The sequence below is a fragment of the Variovorax paradoxus genome, from assembly GCF_029919115.1.
Taxonomy (GTDB): domain Bacteria; phylum Pseudomonadota; class Gammaproteobacteria; order Burkholderiales; family Burkholderiaceae_C; genus Variovorax; species Variovorax paradoxus_O.
In genome coordinates, this window is the sequence record NZ_CP123990.1 from 5,029,012 (window position 1) to 5,043,389 (window position 14,378).

The 14,378-nt window shown below is 68.4% G+C and carries 13 protein-coding genes; 5 read left to right on the forward strand and 8 right to left on the reverse strand.

Features of this window, described 5'->3' with window-relative positions; genetic code table 11:
* Window positions 1–60: 60 nt before the first annotated feature.
* Window positions 61–1,542, forward strand: a complete 1,482-nt coding sequence (locus tag QHG62_RS24070; protein ID WP_281148132.1) for a PLP-dependent aminotransferase family protein — start codon at window positions 61–63, stop codon at window positions 1,540–1,542.
* On the opposite strand, the gene QHG62_RS24075 is transcribed toward QHG62_RS24070, so the two are convergent.
* From QHG62_RS24075 to QHG62_RS24110, 8 genes are all read right to left on the reverse strand, one after another.
* On the reverse strand, window positions 1,543–2,523 hold the full coding sequence (locus tag QHG62_RS24075) for an ABC transporter substrate-binding protein (protein ID WP_281148133.1): 981 nt from the start codon (window positions 2,521–2,523) through the stop codon (window positions 1,543–1,545).
* 35 nt (window positions 2,524–2,558) lie between these two features.
* Window positions 2,559–3,722, reverse strand: coding sequence for a c-type cytochrome (locus QHG62_RS24080; RefSeq protein WP_281148134.1), 1,164 nt, complete (start codon window positions 3,720–3,722; stop codon window positions 2,559–2,561).
* Window position 3,723: 1 nt separating this feature from the next.
* Complete coding sequence (locus tag QHG62_RS24085; protein WP_281148135.1) at window positions 3,724–4,512, reverse strand: ABC transporter ATP-binding protein; 789 nt, start codon at window positions 4,510–4,512, stop codon at window positions 3,724–3,726.
* Window positions 4,506–5,588 (reverse strand): ABC transporter permease, encoded by a 1,083-nt coding sequence (locus QHG62_RS24090; protein ID WP_281148136.1) that lies wholly within the window; start codon window positions 5,586–5,588, stop codon window positions 4,506–4,508. The genes QHG62_RS24085 and QHG62_RS24090 overlap by 7 nt, the downstream gene beginning before the upstream one ends.
* A complete protein-coding gene (locus QHG62_RS24095; RefSeq protein WP_281148137.1) occupies window positions 5,585–6,586 on the reverse strand; it encodes an ABC transporter substrate-binding protein in 1,002 nt (333 codons plus the stop codon). The genes QHG62_RS24090 and QHG62_RS24095 overlap by 4 nt, the downstream gene beginning before the upstream one ends.
* A 25-nt stretch (window positions 6,587–6,611) precedes the next feature.
* Complete coding sequence (locus QHG62_RS24100) at window positions 6,612–7,436, reverse strand: class II aldolase/adducin family protein (protein ID WP_281148138.1); 825 nt, start codon at window positions 7,434–7,436, stop codon at window positions 6,612–6,614.
* Between the two features lie 147 nt (window positions 7,437–7,583).
* Window positions 7,584–8,693 (reverse strand): LLM class flavin-dependent oxidoreductase, encoded by a 1,110-nt coding sequence (locus tag QHG62_RS24105; protein ID WP_281148139.1) that lies wholly within the window; start codon window positions 8,691–8,693, stop codon window positions 7,584–7,586.
* Window positions 8,694–8,728: 35 nt separating this feature from the next.
* Window positions 8,729–9,733 (reverse strand): ABC transporter substrate-binding protein, encoded by a 1,005-nt coding sequence (locus tag QHG62_RS24110; RefSeq protein ID WP_281148140.1) that lies wholly within the window; start codon window positions 9,731–9,733, stop codon window positions 8,729–8,731.
* A gap of 109 nt (window positions 9,734–9,842) precedes the next feature.
* Between QHG62_RS24110 and QHG62_RS24115 the strand changes: the two genes are divergently transcribed.
* Genes QHG62_RS24115 through QHG62_RS24130 form a run of 4 tightly spaced genes read left to right on the forward strand, consistent with a single transcriptional unit; the run spans window position 9,843 to window position 14,306 of the window.
* Window positions 9,843–11,087 carry an acyl-CoA dehydrogenase family protein gene (locus tag QHG62_RS24115; RefSeq protein ID WP_281148141.1) on the forward strand — a complete coding sequence of 415 codons (1,245 nt, stop codon included), beginning with the start codon at window positions 9,843–9,845 and terminating at the stop codon, window positions 11,085–11,087.
* Complete coding sequence (locus QHG62_RS24120; protein WP_281148142.1) at window positions 11,084–12,067, forward strand: ABC transporter substrate-binding protein; 984 nt, start codon at window positions 11,084–11,086, stop codon at window positions 12,065–12,067. Before QHG62_RS24115 ends, QHG62_RS24120 begins: the two co-directional genes overlap by 4 nt.
* Complete coding sequence (locus tag QHG62_RS24125) at window positions 12,064–12,684, forward strand: cysteine dioxygenase (protein WP_281148143.1); 621 nt, start codon at window positions 12,064–12,066, stop codon at window positions 12,682–12,684. The genes QHG62_RS24120 and QHG62_RS24125 overlap by 4 nt, the downstream gene beginning before the upstream one ends.
* Complete coding sequence (locus tag QHG62_RS24130; protein WP_281148144.1) at window positions 12,681–14,306, forward strand: rhodanese-related sulfurtransferase; 1,626 nt, start codon at window positions 12,681–12,683, stop codon at window positions 14,304–14,306. The genes QHG62_RS24125 and QHG62_RS24130 overlap by 4 nt, the downstream gene beginning before the upstream one ends.
* The last annotated feature ends 72 nt before the right edge of the window (window positions 14,307–14,378 follow it).

Sequence of the window (14,378 nt, forward strand, 5' to 3'; positions counted from 1 at the left end):
CCGCGTGGCGCCATCGGAAGTACCACACCATGTTCATTTCATGGTGCCACGTTTTCGCTCATGAGCAACATTCCCCACCTTGACGCGGCCGCGCTGTTCGAATCCCCTTTGGCGCGGGACCGCGAAGCCGGCTCGATGCAGCGCCAGCTGCACGAGCGCCTGAAGCGAGCAATTCTTGACGGCAGCCTGGCGCCGGGCTACCGGTTGCCCGGATCGCGCGCGTTGGCCGAATCGCTCGCTGTCTCGCGCAATACCGTCACCGCAACCTACGAGCATCTGGCTGCGGAGGGCTACGTGCGGCCCGACCGCCAGGGCACGCGGGTCATCGAACTGGCCTCGCCGGCGTTGCCGGGGCGCCCGGGAAAATCCGCCGGCGCCCCAGCCACCGCGCGTCGCCTGGCCGGCATCAAGCCGAGCACGCCCTTCACCGTTCCCGATGCGGCGCTGCGCCCGGGCGTGCCTGCGCTGTCGCACTTTCCATCCGCAGCCTGGCGGAGTGCGCTGGACCGGGCCATGCGCGCGGCCAGCCCCGCAACGCTCGGCTACGGACATCCGCTGGGCGAACCGCAACTGCGCGCAGCCATCGCACGGCACCTGGCCATTGCGCGCGGGGTCCGATGCGAGGCATCGCAGGTGGTCATCGCCGAAGGCGCGCAGGAAGCCATCTCCCTGTGCGTGCGGCTGCTGGCGAACCCCGGCGAAACGGGTTGGGTCGAAGACCCGGGCTATCGCGGTGCGAAGGCAGCCATGCATGCCGGCGACATGCGCATCGTGCCCGTGCGGGTCGACGCCGAGGGCCTGTGCGCAAGCGCAAGCGATTGGCAGAAGCACCCGCCCCGGTTGGTCTACACCACGCCGTCGCACCAGTACCCGGCCGGTGCCGTGCTGAGCATTGCGCGCCGCCTGGCACTCATCGCGGAAGCCCGCCGGCACGGCGCCTGGATCATCGAGGACGACTACGACAGCGAGTTCCGCCACACCGGCGAACCCATAGGAGCCATGCAGGGGTTGGTGGAAGATGCACCGGTGCTCTACGTCGGCACCTTCAGCAAGACGATGTTCCCGTCGCTGCGGCTCGGCTTTCTGGTGCTGCCGCGGCAGCTCATGGCGGTGGCGCAGACGCCGCTTGGTGAAATGCTGCGCGGCGGCCACCGCCACGAACAGCTGGCCATGGCCGACTTCATCGAGAGCGGGCAGTTCAGCCGGCACCTGGGCCGCATGCGCCGGCTCTACCGCGAGCGGCAGCAAGCGCTTCGGGTGGCGCTGACCCGGCACCTCAAGGTGCCGCACCAGATCGACGGCGGCTATTGCGGACTGCATCTCACGGTGCGGCTGCCTGCCCGCTTCGACGACCGGCGGATCGCCGCCGAAGCGCTGCGCCATCAAATCGCGCCCGTGCCGCTGTCGAGCTTTGCAATACAACCCAGGGCGGCGGACAACGGGTTGGTGCTGGGCTACGGCAACACCTCGGCGGAACTCTTCGAGCCGCTGGTCAAGCGCCTGTCGCAGCTGGTGCGGTCCGCGGAGCGCGGCCAGGCTTGATCAGCCCTGGCCAGCCACGCCAAAGCCCGTGTCGAACGTGCCCTTCACATCGAGCGGCTGCTTGATGAGCCCCACCTGCCGGTAGAAATCCGCCGTGCCCTGCTGGTCGGCAATCACCTGCGCATCGATCGGTATCCACTTCTGCCGGCGCCGCTCGAACTGCAGCTTGGCCGCCTCGGGCGGAATGCCGATGATGCGTGCGAGCGCGGCCGAGTAGGCATCGACGTTGCGGTATGACCAGAGCTGCGCCTTCACCACGCGCTGCAAGAAGTCTTGCAGCACCGGGCGCTTGGCGGCAATGGCCGCATCGGTGGCCGCCAGGTAGCTCAGGCCCGGCAGCAGCCCGCGCCCGCTGACCAGCACGCGCGCATGCTGGCTCACCTCCGCCATGGCCGTGTAAGGCTCCCAGGTGGCCCATGCATCGACCGAGCCCTGCGTGAGCGCGAGCTTGGCATCGGCAGGCGCAAGAAAGCGGATGTTCACCTCTTCGGGCTTGAGCCCTGCCGCGGTGATTGCCTTGAGAGTGACGTAGTGGCCAATGGAGCCGCGGTTGGTTGCAATGCTCTTGCCCTTGAGATCGGCCGCGGTCTTGAGCGGTGAGTCGGGCCGCACCAGCACTGCAGTGCCGTATGAGTCCGAACGGTTGGCGCCGATGGCTTTCACGCGCGTGCCGGCGGCCAGCGCAAAGATGAGCGGCGCATCGCCGATGGGACCGGAATCGACCGCGGCGGCGTTCAGCGCCTCGGCCAGCGGTGCGGCCGCGGGGAACTCGGACCACTGGATGTCGTAGCCGAGGCCCTCAAGGCCGTTGGCCGCTTCGAGCAATGCACGCAGGCCGCCCTTCTGGTCACCGGCCTTGAGCACCTGCCGGCCTTGTGCATTGGCCTGGAACGAGATGGCAGGCAAGCTGATGGCCGTGGCGGCAGCGAAGCTGTGCGTGAGCAGCCGCCGGCGCGCTCTGTCGGGGTGTGGTGAGTGCATGGGTTCTCCGTGTTCGTTGAAGTTGAAAAATCCGGTCAATGGATGAAGCCGCCCTTGACGAAGCGCACCGGCTCGGCGTCCATGCGGGCAATGAGCGCACCCAACCCGTCGGTCGGGAATGCGGCGCCCTGCCCTGGCGCCGCCGTGGCGCGTTCGCTGCGGCAGACCAGGTCGTCGTCGGACCAGCCCGCCTTGCCGGGCTCGCCGCGCACGCGCAGCCAGCCGTCGCGGTCGGCGATGAGTTGCGTGCCGGCAAGGCGGTCGGTCCCGGTGATCAAGGCCAGCGCCTCCCATGCGGCGGCGGACTGCGCAACGCAATCGGCAGTGGCGGTCGAGGCGATCGGCGGCGGCGGCACGAGCAGCACCGTCACGAGCCGCGGGTCTTCAGCCGGTGCTGCATTGCCGGCGACGATGCGCACACGCTGCCCGCGCCAGCTTGCGAGCGACCGCGCAGGTTGCGAGCCGCAACGCACCGCCATGTCGGGCAGGCCGATGGGCTGCGGCCAGTTGCCGAGCGCGCGCAGGCTCTGCCCGGCGCCCAGCGCCTTCATGTAGTCGATGAGCGCCCACGCCTCGGCCTCGTCGATCTTTGCGCCGAAGCCCGGCATCGTGGCCCTGCCATGCTGCGCATCGCGCGTGCCGTGAAGAATGCGCCAGAGCAGGTCGCCGTCGGCACGCCGCCATAGCAAGGGGCCGCTCAGGCTCGGCGGCCACACCGCCAGCGAGGCCGCGAGCGGACCTTGGCCCCTGCCATCCGCGCCGTGGCACGCGACGCAGTTCTGTTCGTAGAGCGCGCGGCCCTTGGCAATGGAGGCGGCCGTGAAGCCGGTCGGCGATGCCTGGAAACTCGTGGGCGTTGCCGGCACCAGCACCACATGCGCATCGGGCCACGGTGCGGCGATCAGCAGCATCGGTACCAATGCCAGAAAGTAGAAGCGCGGGCGCCGCCACAGCAACGCGAGCAGCAGCGCAAGCAGCGCCGCGGCAACAAAGACCAGCGTCCACGCGAGGCTGCGCGCCTGGCCCAGGTCGATCAGCAGGTTCTCGCCCGAGAGGCGATGCGTCCAAGGCCAGGCCGGCTGGCCGTGCACCTGCCGTGCGAGCCCGAGCGCATCGAGCACGCGCAGCAGCTGGAGCTGGGCGCCTTGCAGCAGGCCGATCAGCAGGTTGAGCCAATCGGCCTCGGGCGTGCTGTTCATCTCACCAGGTGGCGTCGAGCCCCAGGTGCCGTAGCGCCTCGTGACGCAACTCGGCGAGCCTCGCATGGCCGCGGTGGCGCGGATATGGCAGATCGACCACGATCTCTGCCGCAACGCGCGCCGGTCGGTCGCTGAGCACGATCACGCGGTTGGCAAGGAACAGCGCCTCTTCCACGTCGTGCGTGACCAGCAGTGCCGAAAAGCCCGCGCGTTGCCACAAGTTGACCAACTCGCTCTGCATTGCCATGCGCGTGAGCGAATCGAGCTTGCCGAGCGGCTCGTCGAGCACCAGCAACTGCGGGTCGTTGACCAGCGCGCGTGCCAATGCCACGCGCTGCGCCATGCCGCCCGAAAGCTGATGCGGGAACACCTTGGCGAAGTCGGTGAGCCCCACGAGCTTCAGCGCCTCGTCGACACGCCCGCGTTGCGCCTTGAGCACGCCGCGCGCCTGCAGCCCGAGCGCCACGTTGTCCCACACGCTGCGCCAGGGATAGAGCGTCGGGTCCTGGAACACGACGATGCGCGACGGGTCGGGCCGGGTGATCGGTGCATCGTCTTGCGTGATGCGCCCGGCCGTGGCGGGCTCCAGGCCAGCCACCAGCCGCAGCAAGGTCGACTTGCCGCAACCGCTCGGGCCCAGCAGCGCGACAAATTCGCCGGGCTTCACGGTAAGGTCTATGTCGTCGAGCACCTGCAGCGGCCCCGCCGGCACATCGAACCAATGGCTCACACCGCGAATGTCGATGTGCGCGCCGGCTTGGCGCACGCCTGCATCGGCAGTGGCTACCATTTGACGGTTCCCTTCTGCCACGACAGCACGCGGTCGCGCACCTTGAACAGCAGCGTGATCAGGCCAGAGCACAGCACGGCCATCACGATCAGCGCGGCGTACATGTTCGAGTACGAAGCCCAGCCCTGAGCCCAGGAGAGATAGAAACCGAGCCCGGCCTTCACGCCCATCATCTCGGCCGTGACGAGCACGGAGAACGCGGCACCAAGCCCCATGAAAAGGCCCACGAACACCTGCGGGAGCGCAGCCGGAATGGCCACGCGCAGCACCAGGAAGCGCTCGTTCGCGCCCATGGTGCGCGCCACGTCGTAGTAGTTGCGATTGACACCCGCCACGCCGGACCAGGTGAGCACCGCCACCGGAAAGCCGGTGGCCAGCGCAATCAGGAACACCGCGGCCGCATAGCTCGACGGAAAGAAGAAGAACGCGAGCGGCAGCAGTGCCGAGGCCGGCACCGGCCCCAGGAAGCGCAGCACCGGGTGCACCCAGTAGCCCGCGATGCGCGACCAGCCGATGGTCACGCCCGTGAGAAAGCCGGCGAGCGCACCCAGCACAAAGCCGTGCGCCAGCAACCGCGCCGAGTGCAGCAGGCTTTCGCCGAGGCGGCGCCAGTCGTCGATGTAGGTTTCGACCAGGCTTTGCGGCGGTGCGAAGAACGGCGTGGGGAGCAGCGCGAGCTTGGCCGTGGCGATCTCCCAGATGGCGAAGAGCACGGGCAGCGCAACCAGCCAGGGGCCGGCAGGCCGCAGCAGGCGTGCGGCGCGGCCGGCGCGCGTTCCAAGCAATGCGACGGCAAGGAGCAGCGCACCGACGGCAATGGCGGCAATGCCGAATTCGTCGGTGTAGGCCCAGTCGCTGAAGCCCACGGCCTGGTTCGGCCAGTAGACGGTGAGCAGGCCTAGCGCGAGCCATGTCGCAGCGGCGGCGAAGCCGATGCGCCATGTGGGCAGGGTCGCTGGGGTGGGGGCCGGTGTCGAAGCAGGAGCCAGCGGGCGTTCGGGCGCCGCGGCCCCCACCCTGGCCCTTCCCCGGAAGGGGAGGGAATCGAAGCCCAATGCGGGGTCGGGGGTGCTCATGCCAGCGGATCGAAGGAAACGTGTTCGGCAAAGCGCACCGGGTCGGTGGTCTTCTTGAGAACACCCACGCTTCGGAAATCCCGCGCATAGAACTCCACCTCGTCGCGCAGGTTCTTGCCCAGCGGATGATGGTTGTGCGTGAGCGTGCCGAGCAGCGCGCGCAGGTCTTCCACCGGCACCTTGGGCGAATACTTGGCAAAGAGCTTGGCCGATTCGTTCGGGTTCTCGGCCACGTAGTCGGAGGCCTGCGCAATGGCGCGCACCAGCGCAGCGACGGTCGGCTTGTCCTTGCGTACCAGCTCGCCGCGGGCACCGACGATGCAGCAGACCTTGTCCTTGTATTCGCCGGAGAGGTTGCTTGCAATCTCCACGAAGGCGCCCTTGTTGCGCTTCTCGATCAGGTAGACGTTCGGGTCGCCATCGGCAATGGCGTGGATCTCACCTTTCTGAACGGCAATGTCGAGCAGGTCGGCCGGGTACTGGCGCCAGGTCACGTCCTTTTCGGCATCGACCCCGTTCTTGGTCAGCAGGATCGAGAAGAAGTTCTTGCCCGGGCTCGCAATGTCCGACACGCCGATGATCTTGCCCTTGAGGCTTGCAAGGCTGGTCGCGCCCGCGCTCTTCGCGCCCACCAGCCGCACGCAACCGCCGTGCGAGCTGCCGACGATCTTCACGTCGAAGCCCGACTCCAGCGGCTTGAGCCAGCGGTGGATCATGCCCACGGCCGCATCGGCCTTGGCCGTTGCCAGCGATTCCAGCAGCTGGTCGGTGGAGCCGGTGTAGTTGATCAGGTCCACCTGCAGGCCGTTGCGCTCGAAGTAGCCGCGCTCTTGCGCCACCACCACGGGCGAGAGGCAGAACGCGGCAGCGTTCCAGGCAAAGGTGAGCTTGCGCGCCTGCTGCGAGAAGGCCTGCGAGGCGATCAGCCCGCCCGAGGCGACCACGGCGGCGGCGCCGCCGGCGCGCAAGACGCTGCGGCGTGTAAGGGATGCGGTCATCGAGAACTCCGTTGGTTTTTTATCTTCAGTCCAGCAGTTCGGGTTCCGCTTCGACAAGGCCTTGATAGAGGCTGTCGAAGGAATGGATGGCCCCCTCCGAGCCGCCGATCTGGCTGTGGGTATGGCGTGCTGTTGCTTCGTCGATGGGCTGCGGCTTGCCGGCGGCTTCGGCCAGAAGCTGGGTGCGGCAGGCGTTGTCGAGCGCGATGTACCACCACGCGGCAGCCTCCACCGTGGGGCCCGCTGTCAGGATGCCGTGGTTCTTGAGGATGGCGCCCTTCTTGTCGCCCAGCGCCTGGGCAATGCGCTCGCCCTCGCTGGTGTCGACCACCATGCCGGTGAAGTCGTCGAACAGCGCCACATCTTCGTGGAACACGCAGCTGTCCTGCGTGATGGTGTCGAGCTTGCGGCCCAGCGTGGACCATGCCTTGCCGTAGGTCGAATGCGTGTGGGCCGCGGCAACGATCTTCGGGTTGTGCTCGTGGATGGCGGCGTGAATGGCAAAGGCGGCCTTGTTGAGCGGCTTGTCGCCGATCACGGTTTCACCTTTGGCGTTGACCAGCAGCAGGTCGGACACCTTGATGCGCGAGAAGTGAATGCCCAGCGGGTTGACCCAGAAGTGGTCGGTGAGCTCCGGATCGCGCGCGGTGATGTGGCCGGCAAGCCCCTGCGCAAAGCCGAAGCGTGCGAACAGGCGGAAGGCGCCGGCGAGGCGCTCCTGCCGGTGGCGGCGCTCGGCCTGCAGGCTGGTGCGCGGCGGGATGGGGTCGAACCAGTACTTTTGCTGTGGGTTCGGGTTGCGCCGAAGCGCGAAGCCGGCGTCCCAGTCGATCGACAGAACTGCACTCATGAAAGATGTCCTCGTGTTGGGTATTGCTCCTTCCCCCGCTGGGGGAAGGCTGGGATGGGGGCAAGCGGCGCTTGCAAGGCCGCGGCGTGTTGAACGCCGCTTGCCCCCACCCCTGCCCTCCCCCGGAAGGGGAGGGAGAAAATCGGGTCAGGCAGCCTTGCGAACCGAGGCTGCGCGCTGGGCCACCAGCTCACGCGTGCGCGGAATCAGCTCGCGGCCGTAGTCCGTCGCATCCTCCAAGGGATCGAAGCCTCGGATCAGGAACGTCGTCACGCCCAGGTCGTAGTAGTCGAGCAACGCATCGGCCACCTGCTCGGGCGTGCCGACCAGCGCCGTGCTGTTCGAGCGGCCGCCAATTTCTTGCGCCACCGCGGTCCACAGCCGCTTGTCGAGCCGCGTGCCCTTCTCGGCCGCAGCCAGCAGGCGCTTGGCGCCTTCGCTTTGCTGCGGACCGCCGCGGTTGTAGCCCTGCACCACGCGCAGGCGTTTTGTCTCGGCCAGGATGTTGTCCGCACGCGCCCATGCGGCTTCCTCGGTCTCCGCCAGGATGGGCCGGAAAGACACCGAGAAGCGCACGCTGCGCCCGTGCTTCGCCGCTTCGGCGCGAACGCGGGTGGTGAGTTCGCGCGCCTGGTCGAGCGATTCGCCCCACAGCGCATACACGTCGGCGTACTTGCCGGCCACGGGAATCGCGGCCTCCGAGGCACCGCCAAAATACACCGGCACATGCGGCTTGCCGTTGCGCGTCTGCACCGGCTTCACTTCCGAGAATGCGTTCTGGAAGCGATAGTGCGCGCCCTCGTGGTCGAAGGGCTTCTCGCTGGTCCACACCTTGTGCAGCACCTCCAGGTATTCATCGGTGCGCGCGTAGCGCTGGTCGTGGTCGAGCCAGTCGCCGTCGCGGCGCTGCTCCTCGTCGGAGCCACCCGAGATGTAGTGCACGCCGAGCCGGCCGCCGCTGAACTGGTCGAGCGAGGCGAACTGTCGCGCCGCCAGCGTGGGCGTGACGAAGCCGGGGCGATGCGCCAGCATGAAGTGGATGCGCTCGGTGACCGAGGCCGCGTAGGCCACGGTCAACGTTGCATCGGGGCTGGTGGAATGGTGCGGCACCAGCACGCGGTCGAAGCCCGCGTTCTCGTGCGCCTGCGCAAAGGCGCGCACATAGTCGCGGTCGATGGCGGGGCCCTTGGCGGCGTGGATTTCCGAGACCTTCTGGCCCTGGATCATGCCGATGAATTCAACGTCGTTCTGGCTCATGGTGTCCTCGTGTTTTCAGGTGGATGCGTGGTTGTTCAGGCGGCGGACGGGCGCAGCACGCTTTCGAAGCTGCGGTCCCACAGGGGCTTCACGTCGGCCGGGCCGTCGAGCACGCCGATCTTCAGGAAGGTGTCAGCCACCTGCTGGTGGCTGCGCACGACCGCATCGGTGACGGGGCCCAGGCTGTAGTCGCCGCTGCGGCCATTGAAGAGTTCGACCAGATCGCCGACGGGCACGCGCGTTTCGGCCGACTGCGCACGCGCATAGGCCAGGAAGTTGCCGTTGATCCATGCGAACGAGCGCTGCAGGCGCTGCAGCAGGTCGCTCAATGCCGCGCGGCGCAGTGCGTCGTCCAGCGCGCGCGGGTTGGCGTAGATTGGAAAGTTGCCCGAGAGATAGCCCACGCCGGTCTTGATGGTGCGCGCGCCGTACTGCGTGCGCGCCAGCTGGCCGTTGTAGCCGTAGATGGCCCATGCATCGAGATCGCCGCGCGCAAAGGCCGAGAGGCCGTCCGACGGCGTGAGGCTCACAGCCTGTATGTCGCTGAACGAGAGCCCTGCCTCGGCCAATTGCCTGGCCAGGTAGTAGTGCGAGGTGGTGGCGCGCACATAGCCGACGCGCTTGCCCTTGAAATCGGCAATGCTGCGGATCGGCGAATCCTTGCGCGCCAGCGTGGCCTGGTTGTTCAGGTCTTCATGCGTCACGGCCACGAGCCTCACGCTCGACTTCTGGCGCGCCGCGAACACCGGCGGAATCTCGCTGCCCGAGCCCAGGTCGAGTGCGTCGCCGTTGATAGCCTCTATGTGCAGCACGCCGTTGTTGAGCTCGCGCCAGTCGATCTTGTAGGGCGTGTCGGCCTGGCCCGAGGCCGTGAGCAACGGTCGCCACAGGCCCTTGTAGGTGCCCACGCGCAGGGTCACGCCGGAGAGGTCGCGTGCCGGTGCCGCGGCCCGCGAAGCGCCGGTTGCAGCAGCCATGGCGCTCCAGGCCGCGGCGGCCTGCAGCAGGCGGCGCCGATCGAGTGGGAATTCAGTTTTCATGCACCGGACCGTACCGGCGCGCCCGGCAAAAGCGAACGCAGAAAAACGAGTTTGCATATGCGGGATGCGTCGTTTCCGGCGCGGCACGGGGCCGGTACTGTGCGCAACCATGAGTGCACTCCCCTTGCGCCGCCCGCCGGCCACCAATGAATTCCCCACATCAAGCGCCGCTTCGGCCGCGGTCGACGGCGCCCTTCTCGCGCGCCTGTCGGCCCAGTTCGCGGCGACTGCGGCCGACCACGACCGCAGCGGCGCCTTTCCGCGCCAGAACTTCGAGGCACTGCAATGGCACGGCCTCATCGGCCTCGTGGCCCCCGCGGCGTACGGAGGTGCCGGCGCCAGCCTGGCCACTGCGCGGCGCGTGATTGCGGCCGTGGCGCGCGGTGAACCTGCCACTGCGTTGATCCTCACGATGACCTACCTGCAGCACCACGCGCTTGCGCGCAGCGACAGCCGCTGGCCGCTGCATCTGCGCGAACGCGTGCTGCGCGATGCGGTGGAGCACGGCGCGCTCATCAATGCGTTGCGCGTGGAGCCCGCGCTGGGCTCCCCGGCGCGTGGCGGGCTGCCCGCAACCGTCGCACGCCGCGAAGGCAACGGCTGGAAGATCGACGGCCACAAGCTCTACACGACCGGCATCGAAGGGCTCTCCTGGCTCGCCGTATGGGCACGCACCGACGAAGCCGCGCCGCGCACCGGCATCTTCCTGGTGCCGCGCCATGCGCCCGGCGTGCGCGTGATCGCAAGCTGGGACCACCTGGGCCTGCGAGCCTCCGGCAGCCATGAAGTGGTGTTCGAGAGCGTGGCGATCGACCTCGACCACGCAGTCGACCTGCGCGCGCCGGCCGACTGGGCGCCCGATGCCGGCAGCCAGACGGACATCGACGCACACGCCACGCAGCAGGCTTGGATGACCGTGCTGCTCGGCAGCCTGTACGACGCGGTGGCGCAGGCCGCGAATGGCTGGTTGACCGGCTTCCTGAACCAGCGCGCACCCGGCAGCCTGGGCGCGCCGCTTGCGAGCCTGCCGCGCGTGCAGGAGCACGTGGGAGAAATTGCCGCGCTGCTGCGCACCAACCGCGTGCTGCTCGACGATGCGGCCCGCGCCGTCGACGAAGGCCACGCGCAGCCGGCCACGGAGAGCGGACTGCTCAAGTACACCGTGACCGGCAACGCAGTGCGCGCAGTCGAAATCGCGCTGCAGCTGAGCGGCAACCATGGCCTTGCGCGGCAGAACCCGCTGGAGCGGCACCACCGCGACGTGCTGTGCAGCCGCATCCACACCCCGCAGAACGACGCCATCCTGATTGCGGCGGGCGCTCGCGCATTGCAATCTTCGAGAGCCGCCGCATGACCGACCTTCTCTTCTCCAAGGCTTCGCGCCGCAATTGGCTCCAGCAGGGCACCGCACTCGCACTGGCGGCTGCCGTCCCCATGCACGCTTTCGCGCAACAGCCGCAGACCACGCTGGTCCTCGGCGACCAGGCCGGAGGCCTGCGCGCCCTCTTCGAGGCATCGAAGGCGTTGGAGGGCGTGCCCTTCGCCTATCGCTGGGCCAACTTCCAGGGCGCGGCGCCGCTGTTCGAAGCGCAGCGCAGTGCGGCGGTCGATACCGCGGTGGCCGGCGACCTGCCGGTGCTGGCTGCCGCAGTCGGCCGCACGCCGCTGAAGATCGTCGCCACGCGTGTGGGCAAGGCCGATGCGCTGGGCATTGTGGTGCAGCCCGATTCACCGCTGCGCACCGTGGCCGACCTGCGCGGCAAGACGGTCATCGTTTCGTCCGCGCGCGGCAGCATCTCGCAGTACCAGCTGTATGGTGCGCTCGAAGAAGCCGGCGTGCCGCGCAGCGAGGTCACCGTGAAGTTCGTGCTGCCCACGGATGCGGCCGCAGCCTTTGCCTCGAAGCAGATCGACGCGTGGGCCGTCTTCGACCCCTACTACACCATCGCGCTGCAGCAGGGCGGGCGCATCTTGCGCGACGGGCGCGGCATCAACACGGCCCTGGGCTTCATCACCGCCAGCGAACCTTCGCTGGCGGACCCCGCCAAACGCATTGCCATCGTGCAGTTCCTGGACCGGCTGGCGCGTGCGGGCGAATGGGCGCTGGCCAACCCCGAGGCCTACGCGCAGGCCTACAGCCAACTCACGCGGCTTCCGATCGAGTCGGCCCGCATCATCACGGCGCGTGCTTCGGTCACGGGCCGGCCCGTGGCCGAAGCCGACATCGTTGCCTTGCAGGCGGTGGCCGACCGCTCGGCGCGCGACGGCATCCTGCCGGTGCGCGTGGACGTGCGCGCCATCACCGATGCGCAACTCTGGAAACGGCCCGCATGACGGCACCCGAAGTTGCCGCCATCGCGCCGCTGCGCGATTTTGTTGGCGCGTTCGGCCGGCTGCTCGACAGCGCGCCCGATGAGCCGCGCATTCTTCTTGAAGGCCGCGCGCTGCTTCGCACGCTGGTCGCGCGAGACGACTGGCTGCCCGACGCGTTCGCGCAGCCCGACCCGGTGCACTACCGGCAGTTCCTGCTGCATGCCGACAGCACCGAGCGCTTTTCGGTCGTGAGCTTTGTGTGGGGGCCGGGCCAGGCGACGCCGGTGCACGACCACACCGTGTGGGGCCTGATCGGCATGCTGCGCGGCGCCGAATACAGCCAGGGCTATGCGGTGGGCAGCGATGGGCAGGCCCGGCCGAAAGGCGAGGCGGTGCGGCTCGACGCCGGTGCCGTGGAGGCGGTGTCGCCCACCGTGGGCGACTTGCACCGCGTGCACAACGCGCATGAAGACCGCGTTTCCATCAGCATCCACGTGTACGGCGCCAACATCGGCGCCGTGCGGCGGCATACTTACCCGGCCGAGGGCGGACGCAAGCCCTTCGTTTCGGGTTACTCCAACACGCTTCTTCCCAACCTGTGGGACCGCTCCGCCGAACTCCGATCGACATCCGCATGACGACCACTGCCACCTTTCCCCTGCTGCCCTTTGCCGCCGTGCGCGCGCGCCTGCTCGCACGCGAAGAAACCGCGCTGCTCGACGTGCGCGAAGAAGATCCCTTCGCGCAGGAACATCCGCTGTGGGCCGCCAACCTGCCGCTCTCGCGCATCGAGATCGAAGCCTGGCGGCGCATTCCGCGGCGCAGCACCTTCATCGTGCTCTACGGCACGCACGGCGGCATCGACCTGGCGCCGCTTGCCGCGCAAACACTGGCCGCGCTCGGCTACACCAACGTGCACCTGCTCGAAGGCGGACTCGAAGGCTGGCGCGCGGCCGGCGGCGAGTTGTTTCGCGACGTGAACGTGCCGAGCAAGTCTTTCGGCGAACTGGTCGAGCATGAGCGTCACACGCCATCGCTTTCCGCTCCCGAAGTGAAGGCACTGGTCGAGGGCAAGGCGAACGTGGTGGTGCTCGATGCGCGCCGCTTCGACGAATACCAGACCATGAGCATCCCCTCGGCCACCAGCGTACCCGGCGCGGAGCTGGTGCTGCGCGTGCGGGAGCTCGCGCCCGACCCGGCCACGCAAGTGATCGTCAACTGCGCGGGCCGCACGCGCAGCATCATCGGCACGCAATCGCTGGTGAACGCGGGCATTCCGAATCCGGTGACAGCCCTGCGCAACGGCACCATCGGCTGGAAGCTCGCGGGACAGGTGCTCGACCACGGCGCCAGCCGCCGCGCGCCCGGTACGGTGACCGATGCGACCCGCGCACAGGCGCAGGCCGATGCACGCCGCGTGGCCGACAAGGCCGGCGTGCGCCGCATCGCGCTCGACGCGCTGCACACGCTCGAAGCACCGGATCGCACGCTCTACCGCTTCGACGTGCGCACACCCGAGGAGTACGAGGCCGGCCACCTGCCCGGCTTTGCAAGCGCACCCGGCGGGCAGCTGGTGCAGGAAACCGACCATCAGGTGCCGGTGCGCGGCGCACGCATCGTGCTGGCGGACGACGACGGAGTGCGCGCATCGATGAGCGCATCGTGGCTCGCGCAGATGGGCTGGGAGGTGTACGTACCCGATGCGGTGCCCGCGGCTTCGTCGTTCACTGAAACTGCGGCGCCTGCGCCTGTCTATCCACCTGTTGCGCCAGCCGTCGCCGAGATCGAGCCGAAGGCGCTGGCAGCGCTGCTCTCGCAGCCCGGCACCGCGGTGATCGACGTGACCACCAGCGCCAACTACGTGAAGCGGCACATTCCCGGCGCCTGGTATGCCATTCGCGCGCAACTGGCGCAGGCCATCGGCACTGCAATCCCACCATCGCAGCGCTATGTGCTCACCTGCGGCAGCAGCCTGCTCGCGCGCTATGCCGCAGCCGATTTGCGCGCCCTGCTCGATGCGCGCGGCCAAGGCGATGCGGAAGTGCTGGTGCTGGCTGGCGGCAACGCCGCGTGGTTTGCTGCGGGCCTTGAGGCCGAATCCGGCGAGACGCGGCTGGCCACGCCGCGCACCGACCGCTACCGCCGCCCCTACGAAGGCACCGATGCGCCCGCCGAAGCGATGCAAGCGTATCTCGATTGGGAATTCGGGCTGGTGGCGCAACTGGCGCGCGACGGGACGCATCACTTTCACGTGATCTGAGCGTTTGCGCTTGGGCCGATGGGCCCAAAGAAAAAAGCCGGCAGTGCCGGCTTTTTTTGTGGACGGGAGGCC

Excerpts from the sequence above, each read along its gene's own strand:
- QHG62_RS24070 (WP_281148132.1), top strand. The coding sequence starts at position 61 with ATGAGCAACATTCCCCACCTTGACGCGGCCGCGCTGTTCGAATCCCCT.
- QHG62_RS24075 (WP_281148133.1), bottom strand. The coding sequence starts at position 2,523 with ATGCACTCACCACACCCCGACAGAGCGCGCCGGCGGCTGCTCACGCAC.
- QHG62_RS24080 (WP_281148134.1), bottom strand. The coding sequence starts at position 3,722 with ATGAACAGCACGCCCGAGGCCGATTGGCTCAACCTGCTGATCGGCCTG.
- QHG62_RS24085 (WP_281148135.1), bottom strand. The coding sequence starts at position 4,512 with ATGGTAGCCACTGCCGATGCAGGCGTGCGCCAAGCCGGCGCGCACATC.
- QHG62_RS24090 (WP_281148136.1), bottom strand. The coding sequence starts at position 5,588 with ATGAGCACCCCCGACCCCGCATTGGGCTTCGATTCCCTCCCCTTCCGG.
- QHG62_RS24095 (WP_281148137.1), bottom strand. The coding sequence starts at position 6,586 with ATGACCGCATCCCTTACACGCCGCAGCGTCTTGCGCGCCGGCGGCGCC.
- QHG62_RS24100 (WP_281148138.1), bottom strand. The coding sequence starts at position 7,436 with ATGAGTGCAGTTCTGTCGATCGACTGGGACGCCGGCTTCGCGCTTCGG.
- QHG62_RS24105 (WP_281148139.1), bottom strand. The coding sequence starts at position 8,693 with ATGAGCCAGAACGACGTTGAATTCATCGGCATGATCCAGGGCCAGAAG.
- QHG62_RS24110 (WP_281148140.1), bottom strand. The coding sequence starts at position 9,733 with ATGAAAACTGAATTCCCACTCGATCGGCGCCGCCTGCTGCAGGCCGCC.
- QHG62_RS24115 (WP_281148141.1), top strand. The coding sequence starts at position 9,843 with ATGAGTGCACTCCCCTTGCGCCGCCCGCCGGCCACCAATGAATTCCCC.
- QHG62_RS24120 (WP_281148142.1), top strand. The coding sequence starts at position 11,084 with ATGACCGACCTTCTCTTCTCCAAGGCTTCGCGCCGCAATTGGCTCCAG.
- QHG62_RS24125 (WP_281148143.1), top strand. The coding sequence starts at position 12,064 with ATGACGGCACCCGAAGTTGCCGCCATCGCGCCGCTGCGCGATTTTGTT.
- QHG62_RS24130 (WP_281148144.1), top strand. The coding sequence starts at position 12,681 with ATGACGACCACTGCCACCTTTCCCCTGCTGCCCTTTGCCGCCGTGCGC.